Source organism: Pseudomonas sp. S2_A02, assembly GCF_054668495.1.
The window spans coordinates 959,311-982,255 of the sequence record NZ_CP162776.1 but is presented as its reverse complement, the minus strand read 5'-3'; the positions used below and the strand labels follow the sequence as shown (position 1 = coordinate 982,255).

General features: G+C 55.5%; 15 protein-coding genes and 4 pseudogenes. 8 read left to right on the top strand and 11 right to left on the bottom strand.

All coding sequences use genetic code 11. From position 1 onward, the window contains the following. Positions 1-204 precede the first annotated feature (204 nt). The 3 genes from AB4O41_RS04200 to AB4O41_RS04190 all read right to left on the bottom strand — a co-directional run bounded on the left by AB4O41_RS04200 (position 205) and on the right by AB4O41_RS04190 (position 7,007). Positions 205-4,584 (bottom strand): response regulator, encoded by a 4,380-nt coding sequence (locus AB4O41_RS04200; RefSeq protein WP_460146417.1) that lies wholly within the window; start codon positions 4,582-4,584, stop codon positions 205-207. Between the two features lie 43 nt (positions 4,585-4,627). After that, positions 4,628-5,785: a response regulator gene (locus AB4O41_RS04195; RefSeq protein ID WP_460146416.1), complete on the bottom strand. Its 1,158-nt coding sequence runs from the start codon at positions 5,783-5,785 to the stop codon at positions 4,628-4,630. A gap of 328 nt (positions 5,786-6,113) precedes the next feature. Continuing rightward, positions 6,114-7,007 (bottom strand): LysR family transcriptional regulator, encoded by an 894-nt coding sequence (locus AB4O41_RS04190; protein ID WP_347911969.1) that lies wholly within the window; start codon positions 7,005-7,007, stop codon positions 6,114-6,116. Positions 7,008-7,101: 94 nt separating this feature from the next. On the opposite strand from AB4O41_RS04190, the gene AB4O41_RS04185 reads away from it, so the two are divergent. Both AB4O41_RS04185 and AB4O41_RS04180 read left to right on the top strand, forming a co-directional pair. Next, the gene (locus AB4O41_RS04185; protein WP_460146415.1) at positions 7,102-8,268 is read left to right on the top strand and encodes an MFS transporter; all 1,167 of its coding nucleotides are present in this window, start codon (positions 7,102-7,104) and stop codon (positions 8,266-8,268) included. A gap of 269 nt (positions 8,269-8,537) precedes the next feature. Continuing rightward, on the top strand, positions 8,538-8,810 hold the full coding sequence (locus AB4O41_RS04180) for a tyrosine-type recombinase/integrase (protein ID WP_460148270.1): 273 nt from the start codon (positions 8,538-8,540) through the stop codon (positions 8,808-8,810). Positions 8,811-8,965: 155 nt separating this feature from the next. Here AB4O41_RS04180 and AB4O41_RS04175 read toward each other — a convergent pair whose 3' ends face one another. From AB4O41_RS04175 to AB4O41_RS04165, 3 genes are all read right to left on the bottom strand, one after another. Continuing rightward, the gene (locus AB4O41_RS04175; RefSeq protein WP_009043509.1) at positions 8,966-9,346 is read right to left on the bottom strand and encodes a hypothetical protein; all 381 of its coding nucleotides are present in this window, start codon (positions 9,344-9,346) and stop codon (positions 8,966-8,968) included. 196 nt (positions 9,347-9,542) lie between these two features. Then, the gene (locus AB4O41_RS04170) at positions 9,543-9,758 is read right to left on the bottom strand and encodes a hypothetical protein (RefSeq protein ID WP_460146414.1); all 216 of its coding nucleotides are present in this window, start codon (positions 9,756-9,758) and stop codon (positions 9,543-9,545) included. A gap of 611 nt (positions 9,759-10,369) precedes the next feature. Next, positions 10,370-11,878, bottom strand: coding sequence for a hypothetical protein (locus AB4O41_RS04165; protein ID WP_460146413.1), 1,509 nt, complete (start codon positions 11,876-11,878; stop codon positions 10,370-10,372). A 649-nt stretch (positions 11,879-12,527) separates the two neighbouring features. On the opposite strand from AB4O41_RS04165, the gene AB4O41_RS04160 reads away from it, so the two are divergent. After that, entirely contained in the window at positions 12,528-13,301 is a 774-nt protein-coding gene (locus tag AB4O41_RS04160; protein WP_460146412.1) for a nuclease-related domain-containing protein, read from the top strand. 202 nt (positions 13,302-13,503) lie between these two features. Then, positions 13,504-14,935, top strand: a pseudogene (locus tag AB4O41_RS04155) (IS1182 family transposase). 204 nt (positions 14,936-15,139) lie between these two features. Here the strand turns inward: AB4O41_RS04155 and AB4O41_RS04150 are convergent. After that, positions 15,140-16,047: pseudogene (locus AB4O41_RS04150) on the bottom strand (LysR substrate-binding domain-containing protein). A 92-nt stretch (positions 16,048-16,139) separates the two neighbouring features. On the opposite strand from AB4O41_RS04150, the gene AB4O41_RS04145 reads away from it, so the two are divergent. Further along, on the top strand, positions 16,140-17,135 hold the full coding sequence (locus AB4O41_RS04145) for a DMT family transporter (protein WP_460146411.1): 996 nt from the start codon (positions 16,140-16,142) through the stop codon (positions 17,133-17,135). Positions 17,136-17,544: 409 nt separating this feature from the next. Here the strand turns inward: AB4O41_RS04145 and AB4O41_RS04140 are convergent, their stop codons facing one another. Continuing rightward, positions 17,545-18,444 (bottom strand): DMT family transporter, encoded by a 900-nt coding sequence (locus tag AB4O41_RS04140; RefSeq protein ID WP_460146410.1) that lies wholly within the window; start codon positions 18,442-18,444, stop codon positions 17,545-17,547. A gap of 443 nt (positions 18,445-18,887) precedes the next feature. After that, positions 18,888-19,968, bottom strand: a pseudogene (locus AB4O41_RS04135) (SDR family oxidoreductase). 73 nt (positions 19,969-20,041) lie between these two features. On the opposite strand from AB4O41_RS04135, the gene AB4O41_RS04130 reads away from it, so the two are divergent. Continuing rightward, positions 20,042-20,431, top strand: a complete 390-nt coding sequence (locus AB4O41_RS04130) for a MerR family transcriptional regulator (protein WP_460146409.1) — start codon at positions 20,042-20,044, stop codon at positions 20,429-20,431. A gap of 126 nt (positions 20,432-20,557) precedes the next feature. Here the strand turns inward: AB4O41_RS04130 and AB4O41_RS04125 are convergent. Beyond that, a pseudogene (locus AB4O41_RS04125) lies at positions 20,558-20,692 on the bottom strand (transposase domain-containing protein); the annotation flags it as partial. 557 nt (positions 20,693-21,249) lie between these two features. Here AB4O41_RS04125 and AB4O41_RS04120 point away from each other — a divergent pair. After that, a complete protein-coding gene (locus AB4O41_RS04120; RefSeq protein WP_460148269.1) occupies positions 21,250-21,846 on the top strand; it encodes a class I SAM-dependent methyltransferase in 597 nt (198 codons plus the stop codon). Positions 21,847-21,959: 113 nt separating this feature from the next. Here AB4O41_RS04120 and AB4O41_RS04115 read toward each other — a convergent pair whose 3' ends face one another. Next, positions 21,960-22,439 carry a VOC family protein gene (locus tag AB4O41_RS04115; RefSeq protein WP_460146408.1) on the bottom strand — a complete coding sequence of 160 codons (480 nt, stop codon included), beginning with the start codon at positions 22,437-22,439 and terminating at the stop codon, positions 21,960-21,962. Positions 22,440-22,637: 198 nt separating this feature from the next. Here AB4O41_RS04115 and AB4O41_RS04110 point away from each other — a divergent pair, with 198 nt between their 5' ends. Further along, positions 22,638-22,937 (top strand): hypothetical protein, encoded by a 300-nt coding sequence (locus tag AB4O41_RS04110; protein ID WP_460146407.1) that lies wholly within the window; start codon positions 22,638-22,640, stop codon positions 22,935-22,937. Positions 22,938-22,945: the final 8 nt, after the last annotated feature.

The following is a 22,945-nucleotide window of genomic DNA, read 5'->3' as shown; positions in this document are numbered from 1 at the left end:
GCGTGAACGCGCCTAGCCGCGTTTGCTCAAGGCACGTTTTGGGTTGGCCAATGCGATATCTTCCAACGCGATGTAAAGGGCGAGGGCATTCCAGGTGTCACTTCTGGCCGATTGCTGCCTGTCATGAAGGGCTGCAATCGACCCAAACCGGCCAGTCGGTCTCCAGTTGCCAGAAGAGATCAGTAGCTCCTTTCCTGGCAAAACTCACCCGTCCTGCAACAGTTCCAGGGCACGATCAAAATCGAACAGCTCCACCTGCTCCGCGACCAGAACCAGACGTTTGGCCAAGGCCCGATCGAGTGACAGATTGCGCAGTTCGGTAAGCGCTTCCATAGCCGCCGTGTCACTTTCGGCCAAAAGACCTTTGAGCCTGTTCAGTTGTTCGCTCAACTTGGGGCCATCCTGCAGGCCATCGCTCATCGATGCCGGGGCGTTTGCTGTCAGGTCAGCCAGAGCGGCCAACGTCGGCAGCAGGCAACGCTCGACCTCCGTCGCCAGGTCATGCACCACCATAGCGGGCTCGCCGTTCTGGCAGGCCAGCTCCAGCACAGCGGCGGCCTGCGCCACGGCCCTGGCACCGATGTTGCCGGCCGTGCCGCGCAGGCTGTGGGCCACACGTCCGGTCGCGCTATCATCCGAGTCGGCCAGTGCGGCCTGGAATTGCTCGGCAAAACCTGTCTGAGTGTCGCGAAACTTGCAGAGCAGGCGCAGATAGAGTTCTCGCCGGCCCATACAGGTCGCCAGGCCGGCAACCATATCAATGCCCTCAAGACGATCCGGCAGTCCATCCGACAGGCCTACATTTGGCGATGCTGGAGCAGCCTGTGGCCTGATCCATTTTGCCAGTGTGGCGAACATGTCATCGACATTGAGTGGCTTGGATATGTGGTCGTTCATGCCACTGCTCAGGGCTCGCTCGCGATCACCGTCCATGGCGTTGGCAGTCATGGCGATCACCGGCAAAGCATTAAAGCGCGGCTGTTGGCGAATCCGCTGGGTGGCGGTGTAGCCGTCCATCACCGGCATTTGGCAATCCATCAGCACGCCGTCGAAGCTGCCATCCTCGGTCAGGATGTCCAGGGCCTCCTGGCCGTGCCTGGCCAGTCGCAGCTGTATTCCGACACTCTCCAGCAGCTCGCAGGCCAGTTCCTGATTCAGCTCGTTGTCTTCTACCAGCAGCAGCCGGGCTCCATTCAGGCTGGCTACGGTGCTGGCATTCTGTTGGGAGCGTTCGCCGGCCCGAGTATCGCCCTGCGGGCCTTTACGCAGCACCACAACGATGGCTTCGAGCAAAGAGGACGGTGTTACTGGCTTGGTCAGCACCGCCGGTAACTGGATGCCCTGGCGCTCGGCTTCCTCGCGTGCCTCTTCGCGGCCAAAGGCGGTGACCATGATGACCGACGGGGTATGCATCAGGCTGGCGGAATGCATTCTACTCACGGCTTCTATGCCATCCATGCCGGGCATCCGCCAGTCCATCAGCACTAGATCGTAGGGCAGCACCTTATGCTCGGCATCGGCCAGCATGTGCAGCGCCAGGCTACCATTCTCCGCGACATCCACCTCCAGGCCGAAGCTGCGCGCCATGCCCGAGAGGATTTCACGAGCACTAGCATTGTCGTCCACCACCAGCACCCGCATACCCAGCAGTTCGTCGGCCTTGAACATGCGACGCGGCTGAACGCCTTGCTGCACGCCAATGCGTACCTGGAAATGGAACGTGGAGCCGACCCCCGGCTCGCTCTCAACCCAAATGTGGCCGTCCATCAGCTCCACCAACTTCTTCGAGATGGACAAGCCCAGCCCGGTGCCACCGTACTTGCGCGTGGTCGAGCTGTCGGCCTGACTAAACGACTGAAACATGCGCGAACACTCCTCGACGGTCATGCCGATACCAGTGTCGCGCACCCAGAAATGCAGCTGCACGCGCTCTTCGTGCGTGCCAATTTCTTCCACACCGACCACAATCTCGCCGCGTTCGGTAAATTTGGCAGCGTTGTTGCCCAGGTTGATTAGCACTTGACCCAGGCGCAAGGGATCTCCGAACAGAGCAGTGGGTAACTCAGGCTGGGTCTGGAACAACAACTCCAGGCCCTTGTCCTCGGTCTTGAGGCCGATCATGGCGGCGAAACTGTCGAGTACGTCCTCCAGGCGGAAGGGGGTTTGTTCGAGGTTCATCCTGCCGGCCTCGATCTTGGAGAAGTCGAGGATGTCGTTGATGATCCCCAGCAGGTTCTCCGCCGAGCGATGCACCTTTTCGATGTAGTTGCGTTGGCGATTATCCAGTTCGGTACGCAGCGCCAAGTGGCTCATGCCGATGATGGCGTTCATTGGCGTGCGGATCTCGTGGCTCATGTTGGCGAGGAACTCGCTCTTGGCCTGGGTCGCGTCCTCGGCCGCCGCCCTTGCCTCTGCCAGTGCAGTCACGTCGATGTTGATGCCGGTTGCGCGCAATGGCTTGCCGTCAGGCGTGCGTGAGAATCGGTTGAGCGATTTGAACGTGCGCACCAGCCCATCGTTTTGCCGCACGATGCGGAAGTCGAACTCGACGCGATCATCGCCACTTTGGACTGCGCTCTCGAATGTACTACTGATATGCGCCACGTCATCGGGATGCACCAACGCCTTCCAGTGCTCCAGAGTGCCACCGAATCCGCCAGGCTCAAGCCCGAACAGCGCTTCGAGCTGTGGCGTCCAATAGTTTTTACCGCTGACCAGGTCAACATCGAATAGACCGATGTCGCCGGCCTCTTGCGCCAGATTCAGGCGATCGCTGGCAGTACGTAGCTTGGCCTCCATCGCCCTGCGCTCACTCACGTCGCGCACCGAGGCACAAACACAGACGCCACGCCCTTCCAAGCGGGGCAGGTGGGACAGACCAATTTCCACCGAGAACAGGCTGCCGTCCTTGCGCACGCCGTGCAGGTCATTCAAATCGCCGCCCATCTGCCGGGTTCCGCCGCTGGCAATGAACCCGTCGCGTAGCCGAACATGGCGCTCGCGGGCGGCCTGCGGCACCAGACGCTCGATGCTGGCACTGATCAGTTCGCCGTGTTCGTAGCCAAACAGGGCATCCATCTGCGGGTTGGTCATCAGGATGTGGCCGTCGGCGCCCAGCACCAACATGCCGTCCGGTGCTGCCTCGATAATGCCGCGGTACCACGCCTCGGTGGCGCGCAGTGCCGCCTGCTGAGCCTCCAGCTCCTGGGCCTGGAGTTCCAGTTGCAGGGCCTGGGCACCCATTTCGTCAGCCTGGCGACGAGTTTCCTGCAGCAGCGCCTGGGCCGCCTCGTTGCGCTCCATAATGGCCATCGCACCGGCCAGCCTCGGTAGCACTTCCTGCAGCAGCAATGCCTCGTTCTCTTCCAACGGGCGAAAGCCGGCCATTTCCACAACCCCGAGCAGACGCTCGCCACGCAGTACAGGCTGAACCAGCAGATGGCTGGCAGGGGCTTCGCCCAACTGTGCGCGCACACGCCAGAACTGCTCAGGCAGATCGTTGAGCTGGCGGGGTTGGCGATCCAGTGCGCACTGGCCAAGTAGCCCTTCACCGAGTTCCAGCTCAGCGCGCAGTGGGTGCTCACTGTCCGCCGCATAACCACCCAGCAATTGCAGGCGTGGCGCACCTTCATAGAGAACGTACAGCGCCCCTTGGCACATGCCCAATAGTGGCGCGATGCGGCAAAAGAAAGCCTGGGCCAACTGCTGCGGCGTCTCCGCCTGTTGCAGATCCACTTGCAGGAGCGAGGCATGGGCTTTGACCCAGCGCTGGCGCTCAAGTTGACAAGCCTCCAGTTGCAGCGTGGCGATGGCGCGCGCCAGGTCGCCAGTTTCGTTGCGCAGGTCGGTGTGAGGGATCTGACTGTCCAACTTGCCGGATGCCAGCTCGTCAACCGCCGCGCGTACGCGGTTCAGCGGCACGCCGATGGAACGGCTGACCAGCCAGGTCAGCAGCAAGGCCAGCGTCGAACCGCCCAGCAGCAATACATAAGTGATTGTGCTGCTGCGCTGCGCATACTCGGCCAGATTCTTCGCCGTATCGTGGATGTCGGCTTCTTTGTTTTTCTCTATCTGGATGAGCAGCTCGTCGCTTTCCTGCTCCAGCGCGAGAAATTCCTTACTGTTGAGCAACATCAACGCCTGACCCAGGGAACCCTTGCCGGCCAACTCCAGCGCTTCATCGCCATTTTTTTGCAGGCGCTGCAATACCATCTCAAACGCCAACAAGCTGTTGAGGCTGCTCTGTCGCCGCAGCGTTGGGCGAACCTGCTCCAGAGCCTCGTGCAGACGCTCCTGAGCGATGGCCATCTGGGCCCTGGCGCTGATGCGGATGTCCGCGTTGCTGGTAGCGACGGCGCGTTGCAGTGCCAGCAACAGATGCGGCAGCTGCACCCGAACCTCCTGCACATGCTGGATACCGACCAAATCCTGCTGGTACAACTGCTGCATTTCGTACCTGAGTGAATATTGAGTGCGTAGGCTTTGCACACCCAGCATCAGGATCAATATCAGCAGCGCAGCGAAGCCGATGATCAATTTACTGCGCAGGGAAAGGCGCTCGAGCAGCTCGAACAGTCTGTTCATATACCGCCTCGTTTAGCTTGATGTGCAGAATGATGCAAAGGGCTCAGGGCTGCTCAGCGATCTGCTCAAGTGAGGCCAACTGCTTGGCCATGTCCTGGTCGCTGTCGGCGAACCGCGCGGCAATTTCCCGGAACCGCTCGGCATTGGCCAGAAAGGCGTCGCAGATGTCTGGGTCGAAATGCGAACCGCGGCCTTCGCGGATAATCTCCACCGCCTGCGCATGGGGCATACCGGGTTTGTACACGCGGCGGCTGATCAGCGCATCGTAGACATCCGCCACGGCCATCAAACGGGCGCTGATGGGAATGTCGTCGGTGGCCACCCCTTGCGGATAGCCACTGCCATCCCATTTTTCCTGGTGCCCGTAGGCGATTTCCTTGGCCAGAAGAAGGAAGTCGACGCCTATCCCCAACTGATCCTCGGCGTGCTGGATTGCATCGCGCCCCAATGTAGTGTGGGTCTTCATGATCTCGAACTCTTGCGGGGTGAGACGTCCCGGCTTGAGCAGGATGCGATCGGGAATGCCGATCTTGCCGATATCGTGCAGCGGTGCCGACTTGAACAGCAGCTTGATAGTTTCGTCGTCGAGGAAGTGGCGGAAGCGTGGATGCTCGCGCAGCAGCTCGGCCAGCAGTTTGATGTAGTGCTGGGTACGACGAATGTGGTTGCCGGTTTCGTTGTCGCGGGTTTCGGCCAGCGATGCCATGGCGTGGATGGTGACGTCCTGGATGGCGGTCACCTCGCGGGTGCGGCGCTGCACCTCCTGCTCCAGAAATTCGTTCTTGTCGCGCAGGAAATCCGCAGCCGCCTTGACCTTGATCTGGGTCGCGACCCTGGCCATGAGTACCGGGGGGATGATCGGTTTGGTGATGTAGTCCGCAGCGCCCAGGCTCAGGCCGCGAATCTCGTCCTCGGTGGCAGCCATGGCGGTAAGGAAAATGATCGGAATGTGGCGAGTGCGGGTGTCAAGTTTGAGCTGCTCGGCAACGTCGTAGCCGGACAGGCCCGGCATCATGATGTCCAGCAGGATCAGATCGGGAAGTGGGTCGCCCTGGAGAAGCCGCAACGCTTTCTCGCCGCTGTTGGCTGCCTTGACCCGATATCTGTCCTTGAGAAACTCGGTTATCAACATCAGGTTGTCGGGGGTGTCGTCGACCACCAGAACGGTGGCTGATGGATAAACGTTCTGCATGCTATCCATAGATATTGGCTCCCTTGCCTGACAATTAAGGAGAGGCCGCACCTACGCCGTTCCCTTGCTGGAAAGCGTAGCTAGAAAATTTGCAATCGTTAGGAGAAAGTCGGAGGTTTATGGGTATCCGCTTCTGGCCGATTCGTGCCTTCCCCGATCGGCAGAAACCGGCCAAAAGCGGTCTTTCACGACGGCCATTTAAGACGTGCGGACGCCCCATCAATGCCAGAGCTCACGATTGTTCCAGTAAGGCAAACCACCTATTGATAGTGCACCCAAAAATGCTTTGGTCACTTCAACATCACGAGTACCCGGAAATATCAGCTTACGCCTCCGCTTACATCCGGTGATGTTCCAGCAAGAAGTCCACGAACAATCGCACCCGCGCCGGCATTGCCGCCCCGCCGACGAACACCGCATGAATCGGTTCCTGGTCCCCGGGGTTCCAGGCTTCCAACAGTGGAATCAGGTCGCCGCGCTGCAGATCCTCGCTCACGCTGAACTCACCGATACGTGCAATGCCGGCACCTACTCGCGCGAGTTGTGCCAGCGCTTCACCACTGCTGCATTCGATGTTGCCGCTGACCTTTAGGGAAAACTCTTTTCCATCGCGGATGAACGGCCAGTTGGGCTCGGCACGCCGGAAGTTGAAGCGCAGGCAGTTATGCTGTAGCAGGTCTTCCGGTTCCTGGGGGATGCCGTGGCGCTGCAGATACTCGGGCGATGCCACCACTACCTGGCCGGTGTCGCCGATCCTGCGCGCGGTCAGCGGGCTGTCGGGCAGATGGCCAAAGCGGACCGCGACGTCGGCCTGCCCGCCGAGAATGTCGACCACTTCGTCGCCGAGGGTGAGGTCGACGACGATGTTCGGGTAACGGGCGCTGAATGCTGCGACCAAGGGAACGATGGCCAGCCGCCCATGGCCAAGGGCGGCACTGACCCGCAATCGCCCCCTGGGTACGCCTTGGTCGGCGATGGCTTCTTCGACCTCGTCCATGTCGGCCAGGATACGCCGGGCGCCGCGCAGGAACGCTTCGCCCTCGGCAGTGAAGGTGATCGCTCGGGTGGTGCGCAACAGCAGGCGGGTGCCAAGACGTTGCTCGGTACGCGCGATGATCCGACTGACTGCCGAGGGTGTCAGGCCCAGTGCACGCGCGGCGGCCGACAGGCTGCCTTCCTGCGCCACGGTGGTGAACACGCTCATTTCACCTGACCTGCCGTTGAAATCCACTTGTGCCTCCTGCGCAAAGGTGATTGCCAAAAATGCTATCTACCGCCTGAAAAGACTGGATCGTAGCATTAGCGGCATAGATAAGGAGCCTTCCATGCGTATCAACCCACCACTTGTCGCGCTCGCCATCGGTGCCTTTGGCATCGGCGTAACAGAATTCGCCCCTATGGGCATGTTGCCGGGTATCGCTGCGGATCTGGGCGTTTCCATTCCCGCCGCCGGTTTGCTGGTCAGTGCTTATGCGCTGGGCGTATTGCTCGGCGCACCGCTGATGACCCTGACCACCGGCAGGATTCCCCGGCGCCATCTGCTGATCGGGCTTATGGCGATTTTCACCCTGGGTAATCTGATGTCAGCCCTGGCCACCGATTACTACAGCCTCATGGTCGCCAGGGTGGTGACCTCACTGAACCATGGTGCATTTTTTGGCGTTGGCTCCGTCGTCGCCGCCAGCGTGGTCGCTCCAGAGAAACGTGCCGGGGCGGTTGCGGCGATGTTCATGGGCCTGACCTTGGCGACCATCGGCGGTGTGCCGCTGGCCGCCTGGTTTGGCGAACTGTTCGGTTGGCGCACCGCTTTCTGGGGTATTACCGGCCTAGGCTTGGTGACCATGGCTGCGTTGTGGTTTGCCCTGCCCAACGTGCGGGCGCCGCAAAGTGTCGGTGTAATGGCGGAAATTCGGGTATTGGGGCGCGGCCCGGTGCTGGGCGCGCTGGCCCTGACCGTAGTCGGCTCGAGTGCCATGTTCACCGTCTTCACCTACATCGCGCCGATCCTCAGCAGCGAGACCCATGCGTCCACCGCCTACATCACCGCCATGCTGATGCTATACGGTGTTGGTTTGACGCTGGGCAACATGTGGGGCGGCAAGGCCGCTGACCGCTCGATAGATCGCACCCTGATCGTCTCGCTGAGCGTGCTGATTCTCGTCTTGTTGGCGTTCACCCTGCTGATGCGTTGGACGGTGCCGGCTGCTCTGGCCATCCTGATATGGGGTATCGCCAGTTTCGCCCTGGTGTCGCCGCTACAGATGCGCGTCATGGAAGCAGCGAAGGACGCGCCCAATCTTGCCTCTGCGGTGAACATTGGCGCCTTCAATTTTGGCAACGCGATTGGCGCAGCGCTGGGCGGAGCGGTGATCAACGCTGATCTGGGTTATCCGGCGATTTCCCTGGCCGGAGCGGCGATGGCTGCTCTGGGGCTGCTGATGGTGTTGGCTTATGCCTGGCGTTCCAGAACGATTGAAGCAGCAGTGGTGTGACGAAGATCGGGGGAGTGGTTCGTTACCATCGATGAGTGGCGGCAAGTAGTAGAATTGCTGCCCTTGGCGAGGGGCGGCAACCGGTCAATTTTAGCCATTGCTGACCGGCAGCTTTGGGTCGGTTAGCGCCCACCACGCACCGTAACTGATCCACCCTTGTCCTCCCTCAACGTGGAGGACAAACCATGAAGATCATTGCTATATATAGTCATTAGCCTTGGAACAAGGGAAAGCTTGTCGGACAGAAAGCCCCGCTCCGAGTCAGATATATCTGGGCTATCCGGATAAGACTTCAGCTTGCTGAGAAGACACGTGATTTGGCGCTATTCAACTTGGCGTGGGTGACAGCCATTGGCCTTGATCCAACCATGTACGGTACTCACACGCTACGTAGAACCAAGGCATCGTTGATCTATCGCAGGACGAAGAACCTGAGAGCTGTCCAACTCCTGCTTGGTCATACGAAGCTTGAAAGCACCGTCAGATACCTGGGTATCGAGGTCGATGATGCCGTGGAAATGGCTGAACAGACGGAGGTGTAATTCCTCTGCGATGGTCGCAACTAAACTGTCGCCAATAGCTGCCAGACTAACTGAATTGTAAGCGCTCCATAAACCCTACCTGCACATGAAGCGCCGATTCAAGGATGCTGAGCTCCCATTTCTCGCTCGAATCGACCGATCCGCCGGACGGTCTGTTAGTCGTTACGTGTCTGTTCAAGCCGCTTATCAAGCTCGCTTGGCGGCAAGTTCGGCGTCGAGTGAAGCGTCAGCCATACGGCCCGCAGAATGTTGATCGCGGCCATGTTCAGGTGTTGTTCGGCGGCGTGGAGGGCCAGTTCGGCTGCCAGGCGCTTGTCGGCAGCACTGAGGTGCGCCGTTTTGTGGGTCATGTCCGCATCGACGTTGGCCAACAGCCCCTGGAGTTCCTGCACCGCCTGATCCGATGCCTGACGCATGTCCGCCAGCAGGCGGCTGGCTTCGGCAGGCGTCATGGCCAAGGCGCGGACGCTGCGAAAAGTCAGGCGGGCGGGCAAGGTGGCCAAACTGAAACCCGTCGAAATTAACTTGCCAATCATGCGAATAACTCCTGTAAACGAGTGCTTCAGCAGCGTATCAGAGTAAATCGCAAAAAAATGTCTGCTCATCGCTTGCCAGAATCAACTCTCCGCCTCTTTTTGGCATCAAGCGTCTGATCGTCGTCAGAACCCTCGAACGATGCGCCCATAGGCACTTTGGAGTCGGATTCAGGCAGCCTTGGCAAAGGTGTTGCACCTAGCCGATGTCCAATTTCTTCAATCGAGCCAGGATTTGTTTGATATGACCGGCGTTTTCACCCATGGTCCACAGTGCACCACGGACATTTCCGCCCACGTCCTGTGCCCCTTGCTCCTCAATCAGCAGGGTCAACTCTATAATGGCCGCCTCTAAGGCCTGCTTATTTTCGAACAGCCTTTCCAGTACATCCGACAGTGAATAATCGCTTGGCATGGTGTCGATTCCTTTCGAGAAAGCTCAAGCATGGCAGCGACAGTGCCCCCCATTGGAACCTGCAATAGGTTGATTGGAGTATGGTCAATTGAAGAAGGCTGTCACCGGCTACTTTCGATCCAAAGCGGACTGTTACACTCATTGGCGAATGAAGAGGGTACTTGTTACCTGATATGAAAGATTCCAGCAACTCAGCTTGCGACCCAAAGTACCTTTTTCCTATTGTGGCGCTTTCAGCTTAGTCGGGCGTTTAGGGCGAGGGCTGTAACGTTCTATCTCTCGAATGTACTCGCGCGCTTCGCGAAAATAGTAGCGCATCAAATGAATTCGCAGGTTCTTCCTTAGACGCCAATTACAGTTTGCACCTGCGCAAAGAAAGAAAAAACAATGCCAGCTGGTTGGAGTCAGATAAAAATATAGCCAGGCAAATAAGCGCTACGATAATTAATTGATCAGACGTATTGAGCCATCCGCTGTCTGTTCCTCGCTTGCTCAGGTGCGAAGCATCCACCTATACAGGGCGAAAATAAGTGTCGGTTATCGACCCATAACCGACGCTCGCAAACGTCTACGAAATTAGGGGTGATTCACACTATCGCGAAAGACATGTTTTATTGCGCTTTCGTCCATTCATCCATTGCTCTTTCTTGCTCTGCCGATACCTTGTTTTGAGGTTGATAGAGTTCCGGCACGACTGTATATCCGGTGCGTGAAGCGGCATTGCCGGTCGTTCCCTGTAACCTTGCCTTTTCCGCCTTCAACCATTCATCCATTGCTCTTTCTTGCTCTGCCGATACCTTGTTTTGAGGTTGATAGATTTCCGGTGCGGCTATATACCCGGTACGTGAAGCGGCATTGCCAGTCGCTCCCTGTAACCTTGCATTTTCCTCTTTCAACCATTCGTCCATTGCTCTTTCTTGCTCTGCCGATACCTTGTTTTGAGGTGGATAGAGTCCTGGTGTGACTGTATGCCCGGTACGTGCAGCGGCATCGCCAGTCGCTCCCTGTAACTTTGCTTTTTCCTCTTTAATCCATGCATCCATTGCTTTTTCTTGCTCTGATACCTCGTTTTGAGGTTGATAGTGCCCCGGAGTGACTATATGTCCACTGCCGTCATAACTGGGTTCGTCGTTTTTAACGGTGCCATCCTTCAAGCGCTCCGATGAACTAGCAATATCTCTTAAACTTCTATCGTCCTTTTTAGTTTCAGTCGCAGCCTGGCTTGAGTTCTGACTGACAGAATTTTCACTCGATTTAACGGTGTTTACGGTGGGTGTGTCACTAGCTGTGTTAGATTTTAGGGGGAGGGCAGCGGGAGCAGAGACGGTGTCTACTCTAACTTTTGATCTGCTTTTTTTCGCCAATTTATTACCTTTTTTTTGCATTTTCTTAGCCGTTGAAAAAGCAGAGTTTAGTTCTTTTTTATTGTTGCGAATAAGATTGTCAATTGGGACGTAGCTAATAATTTGGTTGGGTTTTCTTTTGATACTTGAATTGTAAAACGTCACTTGCCTTTGTGTTAGCTGAATATCAGCAATGGGCTGCAGCCGAGTGAGACCAATAATCGCCTCGCGAGCAATAGCATATGTAAGTTGATCAAGGCTGTAAGAAAAACTATTACTGGATTTTGGTATGGCAGGGGATGGCACCATTACTTCAATGGTACTATCATGCTTGGAGAATATTTTTCCTGCCACTAAATCTTTATATGTGTAAACAACATTGCATTTCGATCGAATTCCACCCCAAGCGTTGCGTATAGATACTGAAGATACTTCTGCACTTATTTCAATGCGGCCGCTGTAAGTTCCAAATTCGATAAAACGATCACTGTTATGAATTTCTTTCTGGGTCACATTCTTGATCGCATTCCCCCAGTTTGAAATTTTTAGTTCGTTTGAAAAATTATTGTCTATATCTACATTTTTTTTGGTTTTTATTTCTGCAGGAAGCACAATGATATCTACATTGTATGCAAGGTCATAATAGTCAATATCAGGAACAATGCCCTTGTCTCTTTCGCTTGAAATTTCTGAATAGTTTCTTATGTCCGCGCAACTCGTAACTCCGAAAAAGCTAAAAGCCAGCACGAGTAAGACCGTTCTTTTTTTTATCGACATGTTACTCTCCTATAATTGTTGATTTAGGACGTGCTTTGTCGCTGAGGTATAACAGTGATTAGACCGAATTCGGTGATAACGAAATAATAGAGGTCTCTAGATAACTCTGCGCTACCAATTCCGACTTTTTTTAAAAATCCATATAAATCATAGGTCTATATTTCACACCCAACACCTCAGCTGTAATCGCGCGACTTCTTTTTTTTTTGGCGCCAATATAACTAGCCGATGACAGAACGCGATCAATAGGGGCGAGGAGACTGAATGTAACCTTTGGCTTTGGGAGGCCGATTCCTGCCTGTCATGACTGGCCGAAATCCACAACCCTGAGCGGACACTCGTCAACATCAGCTCAGGGTCAAAAGCTGCTTGCTCCGCTATTGCAGCGGAACATACACATCAGTTTTGCCATTGATGCCTGGCCGCGTTTGCTCAAGGCACGTTTTAAGTTGGCCAGTGCGATCTCTTTCCAATTGTGTAGGAGCGTGATTTTCGTTCCGGTTTTGCCTGTCAAATCTGCTTTAAAACGTTTTTACACAGCCAGAGCCGAAGGCAGACATATGTTACCTCGCCTAAGCTAGGAAGGAACAAAAGGGAAGGCGTAGCCACATCCGGCTTACTGACACACCTTCGCCACGCAAAGGAAGCAATGAATATTTTTGTGATGCTCCAGCCGCTGTTCGACATCCTGAAGTGGCTGCTGCCATTATTGGTCTTGGCCATCATCATCAAGACGCCCTGGTTCAAGGGCTGGTTCGGTGAGTTGCTGGTGCGGGCATTCGCCCATTATGGGCTGGATAGCCAGGTCTACCGTCGGTTGCACAACGTCACACTGGATACGCCCGATGGCACTACCCAGATCGATCATGTGTTCCTGTCGCCTTTTGGCATTTTCGTGCTGGAAACCAAAAACATGAGCGGCTGGATCTTCGGCGGTGAGCGCCAGGCCCAGTGGACACAGCAGATCTTCCGGCATCGCTTCAGGTTCCAAAACCCGCTGCGGCAGAATTACAAACATCTAAAAGCGATAGAAGCGCTGCTCAGCGTTTCGCCCGAGCACGTCCATTCTGTAATCGCCTTCGTCGGCGGCAGCCGCTTCAAGACCGTCATGGCGGACAATGTCATCCAAGGCGTCAACTGCATCCGCTATATCAAGTCCTTTCAGCAGCCTGTGTTTAACGAAGTGCAGGTGAGTGTAATGGTGAAGGCGCTGGAGAGCGGGAAGAGGGCCGGTACGCTCACTACCCACTACGAGCATGTACAGTGCCTGAAACAGCGAAACGACCCTTTCGCGAAACGCAGTTGCCCGCGTTGTGGAAGCGCTTTCGAAATTCGTATCCGTAAGATAGGCGATAGAGCAGACGAGCGATTCTGGGGTTGCAGCGCCTACCCCAAATGTCGAGCGAAGCAGGATTTGGATTAGTCCTCTAGGCACTTCGTCCAGTGAAGTCGCGAATGAAAGCAAACGACTGATCATCCATTCCCCGGCAAAAGCGGCCGCTCACGAATGGTCGTATCGATCCAAAGCTGACTGTGGAGACAGGCAGAAATCGGCCCAGAGTGTGTAAAAACGCCTCCGCAAACCCTTGCTATGATTTCTGAGGATTTCATCGCAGGGATCGCCCATGAAGCGCTTTATCCAAGGTGAACATCGAGGCCAAGGCACCTTACTTCCCGAGAGCCTCGACGACTACGTCAGCGATACCAATCCGGTCCGCGTAGTCGACGTCTTCGTCGACGAACTCGACCTGGTCACTCTGGGTTTTGAAGGTGTCATTCCAGCCGATACTGGCCGGCCTGCTTACCACCCCGCGATCTTGCTGAAGATCTACATCTACGGCTATCTCAACCGCATCCAGTCGAGCCGACGTTTGGAGCGAGAAGCCCAACGCAACATCGAACTGATGTGGTTGACCGGGCGTTTGATGCCGGACTTCAAGACCATCGCCAACTTCCGAAAAAGACAACAGCCAGGCCATCCGAGGCGTCTGTCGCCAGTTCGTTGTGTTGTGCCAGCAGTTGGGACTGTTCGGAGAACATCTGGTCGCCATCGATGGCAGCAAATTCAAAGCGGTCAACAACCGCGACCGCAATTTCACCAGCGCCAAACTGAAGCGGCGCATGGAAGAAATTGAATCGAGTATCAATCGTTACCTGACGGCACTCGATGCTGCCGATCGGCAAGAACCAACAGCTTCCGAGCCCAGTGCCGTGCGGCTGGAAGAGAAAATCGCCAAGCTTAAAACTCAAATGAAAGAGCTTCAGGCGATCGAAATCCAGCTCAATGAATCGCCGGATAAACAGGTCTCACTGACCGATCCAGACAGCCGCTCCATGATGACGCGCGGCACGGGAATCGTTGGCTACAACGTGCAGACAGCGGTCGATACGCAGCACCATTTGATCGTTGCGCATGAGGTGACCAACGTCGGTTCCGACCGCGATCAACTCAGCTCAATGGCCAAGCAGGCCCGCGAGGCGATGGCATCGGAGACGTTGTCGGTAGTGGCGGACCGAGGTTACTTCAAAAGCGAACAAATCCTGGCTTGTCACGATGCAGGCATCACCGCCTATGTGCCCAAGCCGATGACCTCTGGAGCCAAGGCTGACGGGCGTTTCAATAACGATGCCTTCGTCTATGACGCGGCAAAAAACGAATATATTTGCCCGGCTGGAGAGGCGCTGATCTGGCACTATTCCTACGTTGAAAAAGGCCTGAAGCTGCATCGTTACTGGAGTTCGAAATGCCGGGGCTGCGCGTTGAAATCGCAGTGCACCCCGAGCACGGAACGACGAATTCGACGCTGGGAACATGAAGCTGTACTAGAGGAAATGCAGGCCCGGCTGAGCAATGCACCGGAGATGATGCGAGCCCGAAAACGGACTGTTGAGCATCCCTTCGGGACGCTCAAACAATGGATGGGTGCGACGCACTTCCTGACGCGGAAGCTGGCCGGGGTGGGTGCGGAGATGAGTTTAAATGTGCTCGCCTACAACATGAAACGGGTCATGAAAATCATCGGTGCTAACGGTTTGATGAAGGCGTTGTCGGCCTAAAAAAGGCTGATTTTGGCCCATCCCAGAGGCTGTAAAAACAGCATTGACGTGTTCCAAGTCGCGACTGATGCGACACGCAGCATTTGCCTTGCGATCGTTCAGCCACGAACGTCGATGATCCAAGACGATGAGGCCATGAGCGTTTTTACACACTCTGGGCCAAAAGCGGTCGTATCCCAGCGTTATCGATAGGGAATAGAGCTTTCAGTTTTCACTACGTAATTCCTCTGCAAGCCACTCAGTAAGCGCGCGCACTTCAATCCGATCCTCTGCGCCATATTGTCTAAAAACGGATATCGCTTCAGGTAAAGGGACGCTTTCTATACAAGGTCTCACCAGCATACCGTTATCAATAAGCCTCCCAGCTGTTCGGCGCCACCCCATTGCAATTCCATGCCCCTCGACGGCGGCTTGGAGCATCAAGGGGTAACTATCAAACACGGAGCCCTGAGGATAGCCCTCTAATGTCTGACCAAAGGCGTGCAGCCAGGTATCCCATTCCATCAAGTGCGGTGGCGTGGCGCGATGGTGTAAAAGCGTATGGAGGCGAAGATCGGTAATCCGGAGTGACTGTCGGGCGGTCAGGTAATGAGGACTGCACACAGGAAACACTTCATCAGCAGCGGTGAACGCCAGAGCATGCAAGCCGCTGGGGCGTCCGGTACTTTGTAAGGCAACGTCAAAATGGTCATTGAATTCAGTCAACGGTCGAGTGGATGTCGCGACCTGGATCTCGATTTCCGGGTGTAGCTGGTGAAACATCGAAAGGCGCGGCATCAACCAATAGAACGCTTCGCACAACTGACACAGTAAAACGACGCGGTTTTTACGCGGTGATTCACGAAGGGTGACGGCACTGTCGCTGATACTTTGCAATGCGGTGCTCACCACTCGCCCTAGCTCACGCCCCTCCTGCGTCAGGAAGACTGCGCGGTTGCGGCGGCAAAAAGCTTCAACCCAAGATTTTCTTCAAGCCCACGGATCTGGCGGCTGATCGCCGCTTGAGTGATGTGCAATTCATCGGCAGCCTTCGAAAAGCTTTCCAGTCGAGCAGCCGCTTCAAAGGGCAGTAAACTGGCAAGCGGCGGCAATGATTTCCCAAGCGTATTCATAATCAGACGTTATGCATCCAAGACCGAGAACTCGTTTGTAGCATACCCCTGGCGCTGTGCACCATGAGCTGAATACCTCGCGGATATGCCTGATGATCATTGCTCACTCAAACATCATCGCCGGAGTGACCCTTGCCGTGGTCGCGACCCTGAGCTGGGCTCTGAATTTCATAGCCCCCTACGTCATTGGCGCCTACAGCATCTATGACTTGATGGTTATCCGGTTTCTGATCGCGGGTGTGCTGGGCGTGGTTGTCATGGTGCTCTGTCGCGCCCAGCTACGGTGCCTGCGTCGCAATCAGCAATTTCTCGCCGCCGGTCTGGGCGTGATCGGATATCTCGGGTACAGCACCTGCATTGCCGCCGGTGTTATTTTTGGCGGCCCCGTGCTGACTCCAGCGTTCATTGGCATGGTGCCAGTCTTGTTGGCACTGCTCAGCAACGCCACGAAAAAAACGCTTCCATGGCGCAGACTGATGATACCGCTGACATTTTTGACTGGCGGGCTTGTGCTGACGAACATCAGCAGTATCAATCAACCCGTTGCGGGCCACGGGTCGTGGCTGATGGGGTTGATTTTTTCTGTCTGCGCCGTTGTCTTGTGGCTCGCATTCAGCTTGCTGAATCAGAGTGCACTGGAGAAACTCCCGGCCAATGCGTCAGGTGTATGGACAGGCCTCCTGATGGCCGGTGCCGGAACGGGCACCGTGTGCTTGTTACCGGTTGTGCAGGCGCTCGACCTTCTCAAGCTGCCAATCCTTGGTTTCAGTGTTTCCCTGGCAGGACATCTGTACGTCTGGGGCCTGGTTATTGCGGTGATGTCCTCACTCGCCGGAGCCTGGGCATGGAACGCAGCATCCCATCGTCTTCCCATGGTGCTTTCTGGACAACTGATATCCCTTGAATCCCTGTTCGCTACATTACTCGGCTTGTTGTTTCAAAGTCGGCTGCCAACACTTTTAGAAGCATTGGGTCTTGCTGCCGTTCTGGCCGGTGTGGTTATGGCTGTTCGTATCATCCTGACTTCGATCGATAACTCACCAGGCACGATAGAAAAACTGACTTCGTTTGCTCCTGATAGTCATTAACCGGTACTGGAAGCGGTCTGAAGAAGATAACCATAATTGGATTTAGCGACCGTTTTTGTCGATTGCAGCCCTTTGTGATGCGATCAGACCAGCCTGGATCTTTCTGTTCAAACCGAAGCGGGTCTGGTTATTCCATGTGCGGGCCTGGGCATCTTGGATTACTCCAAAGAGCTCTCGCCGCCTTGCATCGAAGTGAACATTTTCGGTATTCCACATCCTCTCTATGGTGAGTTGTTTCCTCAGCAGGTCACTCTGGATGAGCGTCAATTTAGCTAATCTGTTGCATCGACCGGTTGAATCCACAGTCGAAAGCGGCCCTTGGCGACAGGCAAAAATCGCCCAGAAGCGGTCAGTCGCTCAAAACACTTAAAACCAGTGATTGCTAGAGTAATCAGGATCCGAAAATAGCTCACTCGGTCGAAGGGACGGATGCTTTGCTGCCCAAGCGGATTAGTTCATTGGAGAAACACAGGCCGACGATGATCAGTGCCGCTCCCGCGTACAGGCTTTCGCGCGGTACTTCATTGAGCGCCACAAACGCCAGCAGCGCGGCGAACAGTGGCTCGGTCAGCTCCAGCGCCTGTACTTGGGATGGCTTGAGATACTCGATGGCCTTGGTGGTGCAGAAGAAGCCGAGGATTGTCGGCAGCGTGGCCAGCGCCAGCAGTGCGGCAATCGCCAGCGGCGACAGCTCGCCCATCGCGAAACCATCGGCCGCAGCCGGCATCAGCAGGTACAGGCTGCCAAAGAACAACAATTGTCGGGTGAAGTGCAGCCCCCCCGACACACCCATACGCTTCATGGCAACCGAAAAGGCCCCATAGCCGCAGCCGGCCATGGAGGCGAGCGCAGCACCTTGGAGGGTAAAGCCCTGCTGCAGGTCGCCGCCGAAGATCACCGAGATCCCAGCAATAGCCAGTGCGGCGCCCACGGTAGCGTTCGCGGTGATGGCATCCTTGAGGAAAATGCGCCCCAGAATGATTGAGGAAATTGAGGCACTGGCCATCAGCACCACCACCACACCTGCTGCAGCGTAGTGTCGATAGGCGGACGTTTCGAAATGGAACAGCACAAAGATGCCAAGGAATGCGCAGATAGCCGCCTGAGTCCATTTGATCGACGCCGCCGGGCGCTTGAGGAAAAACAGTAAGATCGAGAGAAGCACGCAACCAAGTACGGTCTTGATGACAGCGACACTGCTAGCGGTGAAACCATTACTCATGAGTACTTTGCTGAGTACACCGATCGTTGCGTTCAGTGCCGCAGCGGAGAGTGCAAACATGACGCCTTTGCTGAAAGTAGATTGCATTGATGACGATCCCTGTCGCTGATTTGTCGTTCGATAGAATGCCGCCCCACATCGACGGCGCAAAGATTGAGGATACGAAGATCCCGCCAAGCCCAGTATTTATTGTGGCATAAGCTGGATCGCCCAGTAGGATGCTGTAGGCCTTCTTGAAGTTCCAGTACGAAATGGCAGAAAAAAGAGGGTGGATCAGGTGGACGTTCACTCCCATGCATCGCCGTGAAGTAGTGCGCAAGCGTATGGCTGAGGCGATTGAGTGTTAGTTAAACATACCTCCAAGCTAGAGGCGATTTCGCACCCTGTTCTCCCAGCATAGAATCGACAAATGACTCGACAAAGGCCGATTTCAAGCACGATGGTTGAAATTCTAAGTTGACGAATCCGCATTACTTACCTTAGGAAAGTCCATTTAATCGGGGCTAACGGCTTTGTCGCCCCATGAGAAGTCAGCGGGCCTTGCCCTTGGCTATGCAATATGAGTTGACGAATGTTGCAGTGTGCTGCAAAGACTGACGTATATCCGGTTTGGCTATTCCATGCCTGTTGGCAAATTGCTCGACCGCCGCTGTATCAAAACGAGTGGTCTGGATAAAGTCCAAGGCTTCGGGTTTTGTATTCAAAAAACGCGCGACGGGAGGAATACTCAGTAGCAACTTCAGAAATCGCAACGAAATGTAATGCTTGGGAGACTTTAAGCCAACGGGTTTTGCCACCTGTACCAGGAGTTCTCGCAAGTTGGGAGTTTGGTCATCAAGCGCCAGCAGTTCCTGGCCAGCCATGGCAGGATCAAAAGCACAAACCGCCACCAGTTCAACCAGGTAATCCACGGTAACCAGTGGTAGCCAGTGCTCGGCGGTACCGGGCACCTGCAGTCAGCTTTCCCTGTACAAGGTTGCGTATCAGCTCCACCAGCGGCTGACCGTCAAGGATATGCCCCGTGCGGCTGTGTCCACAAACCGTCGCGGGGTGGACAACGGTAATCTCCCCGCCCTTGGCGGACATGACCTCCAGGGTCGCAAAATGCGCCTCCAGCTTGCTCCCCTCGTAACCACCGACATGCCGGTAGACGGCAGGCCAATTCGTCAGCGCCGGATAACGAGGATCAATCCCGATGCGTTGCAGATGCTCATGATTTTTCAGCATGTAGCCGCCGATCATCACTAACCGGCTTTTTTGCTCAGCCGCCAACAGCGCCACGCGCTTTGCCCCTTCTACATTCACCGCACGAGAATGCTCCACTGAAAGCCCCCAAGCGAAGTGGGCGCCTAGGTGGAATATGACTCTGGCGTGCCTTAGCACTTCTCGGTCAGCTAGACTCAGTCCGAGGTTGTCCCGTTCCAGATCGCCAGCTACGGCAAATACCCGGGTTGCGCTCCCTCCCAAATTGTCGACTTGCTCCCGCAGTGCAGCTAGTCGCTCTGGGCGACGCATCAACACCCGAATGGTGTGACCTTTTGCACTCAGGTACGCCACCAAATGTTGACCGATGAAGCCTGTACCCCCCGTGACAAAGCACTCCACGCTCATTTCCCTGCTCCTGGTTAAGGTGAGAAATCAAGCGTAAACTATCGACCCAACTCTATAGTCAAGCGGTGTTTTCATGAAAATCGGCGAACTCGAGGCCCGCAGCGGCGCCAGCCGCCATACGCTGCGTTACTACGAGCAAATTGGCCTGATCTCACCGCTGCGGGGAACTAACAACTATCGCGTTTACACAGCGCAGACTCTGCAGGATCTGAACTTTATCCAGCGCGCGCAAAGCATGGGGTTTTCCCTGGGGGAAATAGGCGAGATTCTGGATGCGCAGCGGAACAAGCTGATCGATTGTGCTGACGGCGCGAAGCTAATTGAAAAGAAGATGGCAGAAATCAAACAGAAAATCGCCAACCTCCAAAGCATTTATCGGTATCTGGATGAAGAGCGTGCAACCCTCGAAGCCAGTGCGGCCAAGCAACTTGAGCTTCAGCAGCTGAACAACTCTTCCAACTGAACTGTCAGCATCTGGGAAACGGAAGCAGCAGCCTGCTTCCAGTTTCAAACCCATCGCTTACGCATTTTCTAAAACCTTCTGGCCTGGCCCTGGACAGTAAGCGTCCGCCCAAAAGGCCTTGCGTGGTTAAACGGGCGCCCATCTATGCGGCAGCAACTCGATAATCTCACGCGGCCGCTGCATCGGCAGTCGCGTGAGCACGCCCTTTAAATACGCATACGGATCAAGGCCGTTAAGCCGTGCCGACTGGATCAAGGCCAAAGGTTTTCACCCAGCCTTTGACGATATGGGTCGTAAGCTGACGTTTTCGAACGTCCGCTTCTGGCCGATTCTGTTGAAAAAGTCGGCCATGGTTTCCACGGTAGAAAAGTACGCACTTGAGATTGAAGTCTTTACATTGAGCAGAGGATTCCGGGCTCAGATTTCGTGTAGCGGCGCGCCAGAAAGGCGTTCTCAGCAGTCAGTATGCGGGCAGTCTGGAAGAACCGACTTTTTCAACAGAATCGGCCGATAGCGATCTGTCAGGAAGGGCTGCAACCGAGCCAAAGTTAACTGTCGCCACAAAGCTGAATCAGCTTAAGCAAACGCGAGAATTGTTTGAACTATATATTCCTTGCGGGAATGCAATACATAAAATTAATGAATTTTTATTATTGCTGGGTATAACGTAGCTTGATTCAAGGACATGGAGAACCGCCTTGAAATCATACCCTCTCAACGCTGCTGAAAAATTTGATACCTCACGAGCCAATGAGTACGGACGACAGAGCCGTATTGCACTAGCCGGATATGACGCTTGCCAAGACTTGGCGGCGTGCATGCTGGCGGCAAGCCTTGGTAATACAAGCATGGCAAAAATACTGGTAGTGGGCGCTGGGGGCACGGCGCAGGAGATTATTGCTATGGCCAAGCTTGAGACGGGTTGGCGCTTCACTGCCGTTGATCCATCCGAGCCGATGCTGGAGGCAGCAAAGCAGCAGTTAGAGGCGAACAACTTGCTTGAAAGAACGACCATGCATCTTGGGCATGTTGAAGACCTGTCAGCAGACGAATCATACGACGCAGCCACCTTGATCGGTGTACTCCATCATCTTGATGGGGATGATACCAAGCGACAAATTTTACGATCCATTCGGACTCATCTAAAGCCGGGTGCACCGCTGATTGTCGCGGGGAATCAATATGCTTATGCCAGCCAGCCGTTACTGCTTGCGGCCTGGGGGCAACGGTGGAGGCAGCATGGAACCAGCCCGGATGAAGTGAAGGTCAAGCTTGGGAAAATTCTTCAAGGCGCGGACCCTCCACACTCCGAGGCGGCGGTTCAAAAGCTGTTGCATGACGCCGGATTTGGGGACGCCACCCGTTTCTTCAGCAGTCTTTTCTGGGGGGCGTGGTTGACGTGCAAAGCGGCCTGAACATGGAGGCTTTTTGGCCGATATCTGCCGGTTACAGTTTTTCAGTCCCGTACCCGGCTTCAGCACCGGCCACATCCGACACGTCCAAGCGCGCCAACCCCAGGCACCGCTGGTTAACCCTTCAGAGCCGCTTCGATCGCAGCGATGTCGATCTTTATCATCCCCATCATGGCGTCGAACGCGCGCTTGGCCGCCGCTCGATCAGGATCGGTTATCGCAGCTGTCAGAACGCGTGGGGTGATTTGCCATGACAGCCCCCACTTGTCCTTGCACCAGCCGCATGCACTTTCCTGGCCGCCGTTTTTGACAATTGCGTTCCACAAGCGGTCTGTTTCGGCTTGGTCGTCGGTCGCCACCTGAAACGAGAAAGCCTCGTTGTGCTTGAACGTCGAGCCCCCGTTCAGCCCAAGGCAAGGAATGCCCATCACCGTGAACTCGACCGTCAAGACATCGCCCTGTTTGCCCGCCGGATAATCGCCCGGTGCGTGAAAGACAGCTCCCACAGCGCTGTCCGGAAACGTCTCGGCATAGAACGTCGCAGCATCCAGCGCGGTGCCGTCGTACCAGAGACAAATCGTGTTTTTGCTGATCATCTCGGTTCTCCAAAATAGGGGACTGATGCATACATTTTAGTAGCGTAGGCAACCGGGCTATTTTGGCAACTTCCGGAGGGTGGCAGGCCAGCGCAAATCAGTCCGCTGAACGGCGCCAAGGGCAGGCACAACACCGTCTAATCTGAGTAGTACACGAGCACAAATGTGGCTCATGCCTCTTGCTACAGGGGAAACGGGATGACCGGAACAACAGCGTGCCAATGCTCATCATGGGTCCTGCTCTCCCTGTTAGCCATCAACCTGACGCTGACGGCGGGATGTTCAAACAAGGCTGCCACGGCTCGCTATTCGGCCTCAAACATAGGCTCAAGCTGTTATGCAAAAGCGCTACCCACCGCTGGCGAAGGTGGCCTGGCTTGGGGCTCTACCTTGAACATTGCGCGCGAAAAATCCCTGACTAATTGCATACGCTATGCCGGCCGATCCGGTGGTACGCCGGATACCTGCCACGTGGTTTTGTCGGAGTGCAAAAATTAGAAAATGGC

What these genes read in the sequence shown, in the direction of transcription:
- AB4O41_RS04200 (WP_460146417.1), bottom strand. Translation starts at nt 4,584, where the DNA reads ATGAACAGACTGTTCGAGCTGCTCGAGCGCCTTTCCCTGCGCAGTAAA.
- AB4O41_RS04195 (WP_460146416.1), bottom strand. Translation starts at nt 5,785, where the DNA reads ATGGATAGCATGCAGAACGTTTATCCATCAGCCACCGTTCTGGTGGTC.
- AB4O41_RS04185 (WP_460146415.1), top strand. Translation starts at nt 7,102, where the DNA reads ATGCGTATCAACCCACCACTTGTCGCGCTCGCCATCGGTGCCTTTGGC.
- AB4O41_RS04175 (WP_009043509.1), bottom strand. Translation starts at nt 9,346, where the DNA reads ATGATTGGCAAGTTAATTTCGACGGGTTTCAGTTTGGCCACCTTGCCC.
- AB4O41_RS04170 (WP_460146414.1), bottom strand. Translation starts at nt 9,758, where the DNA reads ATGCCAAGCGATTATTCACTGTCGGATGTACTGGAAAGGCTGTTCGAA.
- AB4O41_RS04165 (WP_460146413.1), bottom strand. Translation starts at nt 11,878, where the DNA reads ATGTCGATAAAAAAAAGAACGGTCTTACTCGTGCTGGCTTTTAGCTTT.
- AB4O41_RS04160 (WP_460146412.1), top strand. Translation starts at nt 12,528, where the DNA reads ATGAATATTTTTGTGATGCTCCAGCCGCTGTTCGACATCCTGAAGTGG.
- AB4O41_RS04145 (WP_460146411.1), top strand. Translation starts at nt 16,140, where the DNA reads ATGATCATTGCTCACTCAAACATCATCGCCGGAGTGACCCTTGCCGTG.
- AB4O41_RS04140 (WP_460146410.1), bottom strand. Translation starts at nt 18,444, where the DNA reads ATGCAATCTACTTTCAGCAAAGGCGTCATGTTTGCACTCTCCGCTGCG.
- AB4O41_RS04130 (WP_460146409.1), top strand. Translation starts at nt 20,042, where the DNA reads ATGAAAATCGGCGAACTCGAGGCCCGCAGCGGCGCCAGCCGCCATACG.
- AB4O41_RS04120 (WP_460148269.1), top strand. Translation starts at nt 21,250, where the DNA reads ATGCTGGCGGCAAGCCTTGGTAATACAAGCATGGCAAAAATACTGGTA.
- AB4O41_RS04115 (WP_460146408.1), bottom strand. Translation starts at nt 22,439, where the DNA reads ATGATCAGCAAAAACACGATTTGTCTCTGGTACGACGGCACCGCGCTG.
- AB4O41_RS04110 (WP_460146407.1), top strand. Translation starts at nt 22,638, where the DNA reads ATGACCGGAACAACAGCGTGCCAATGCTCATCATGGGTCCTGCTCTCC.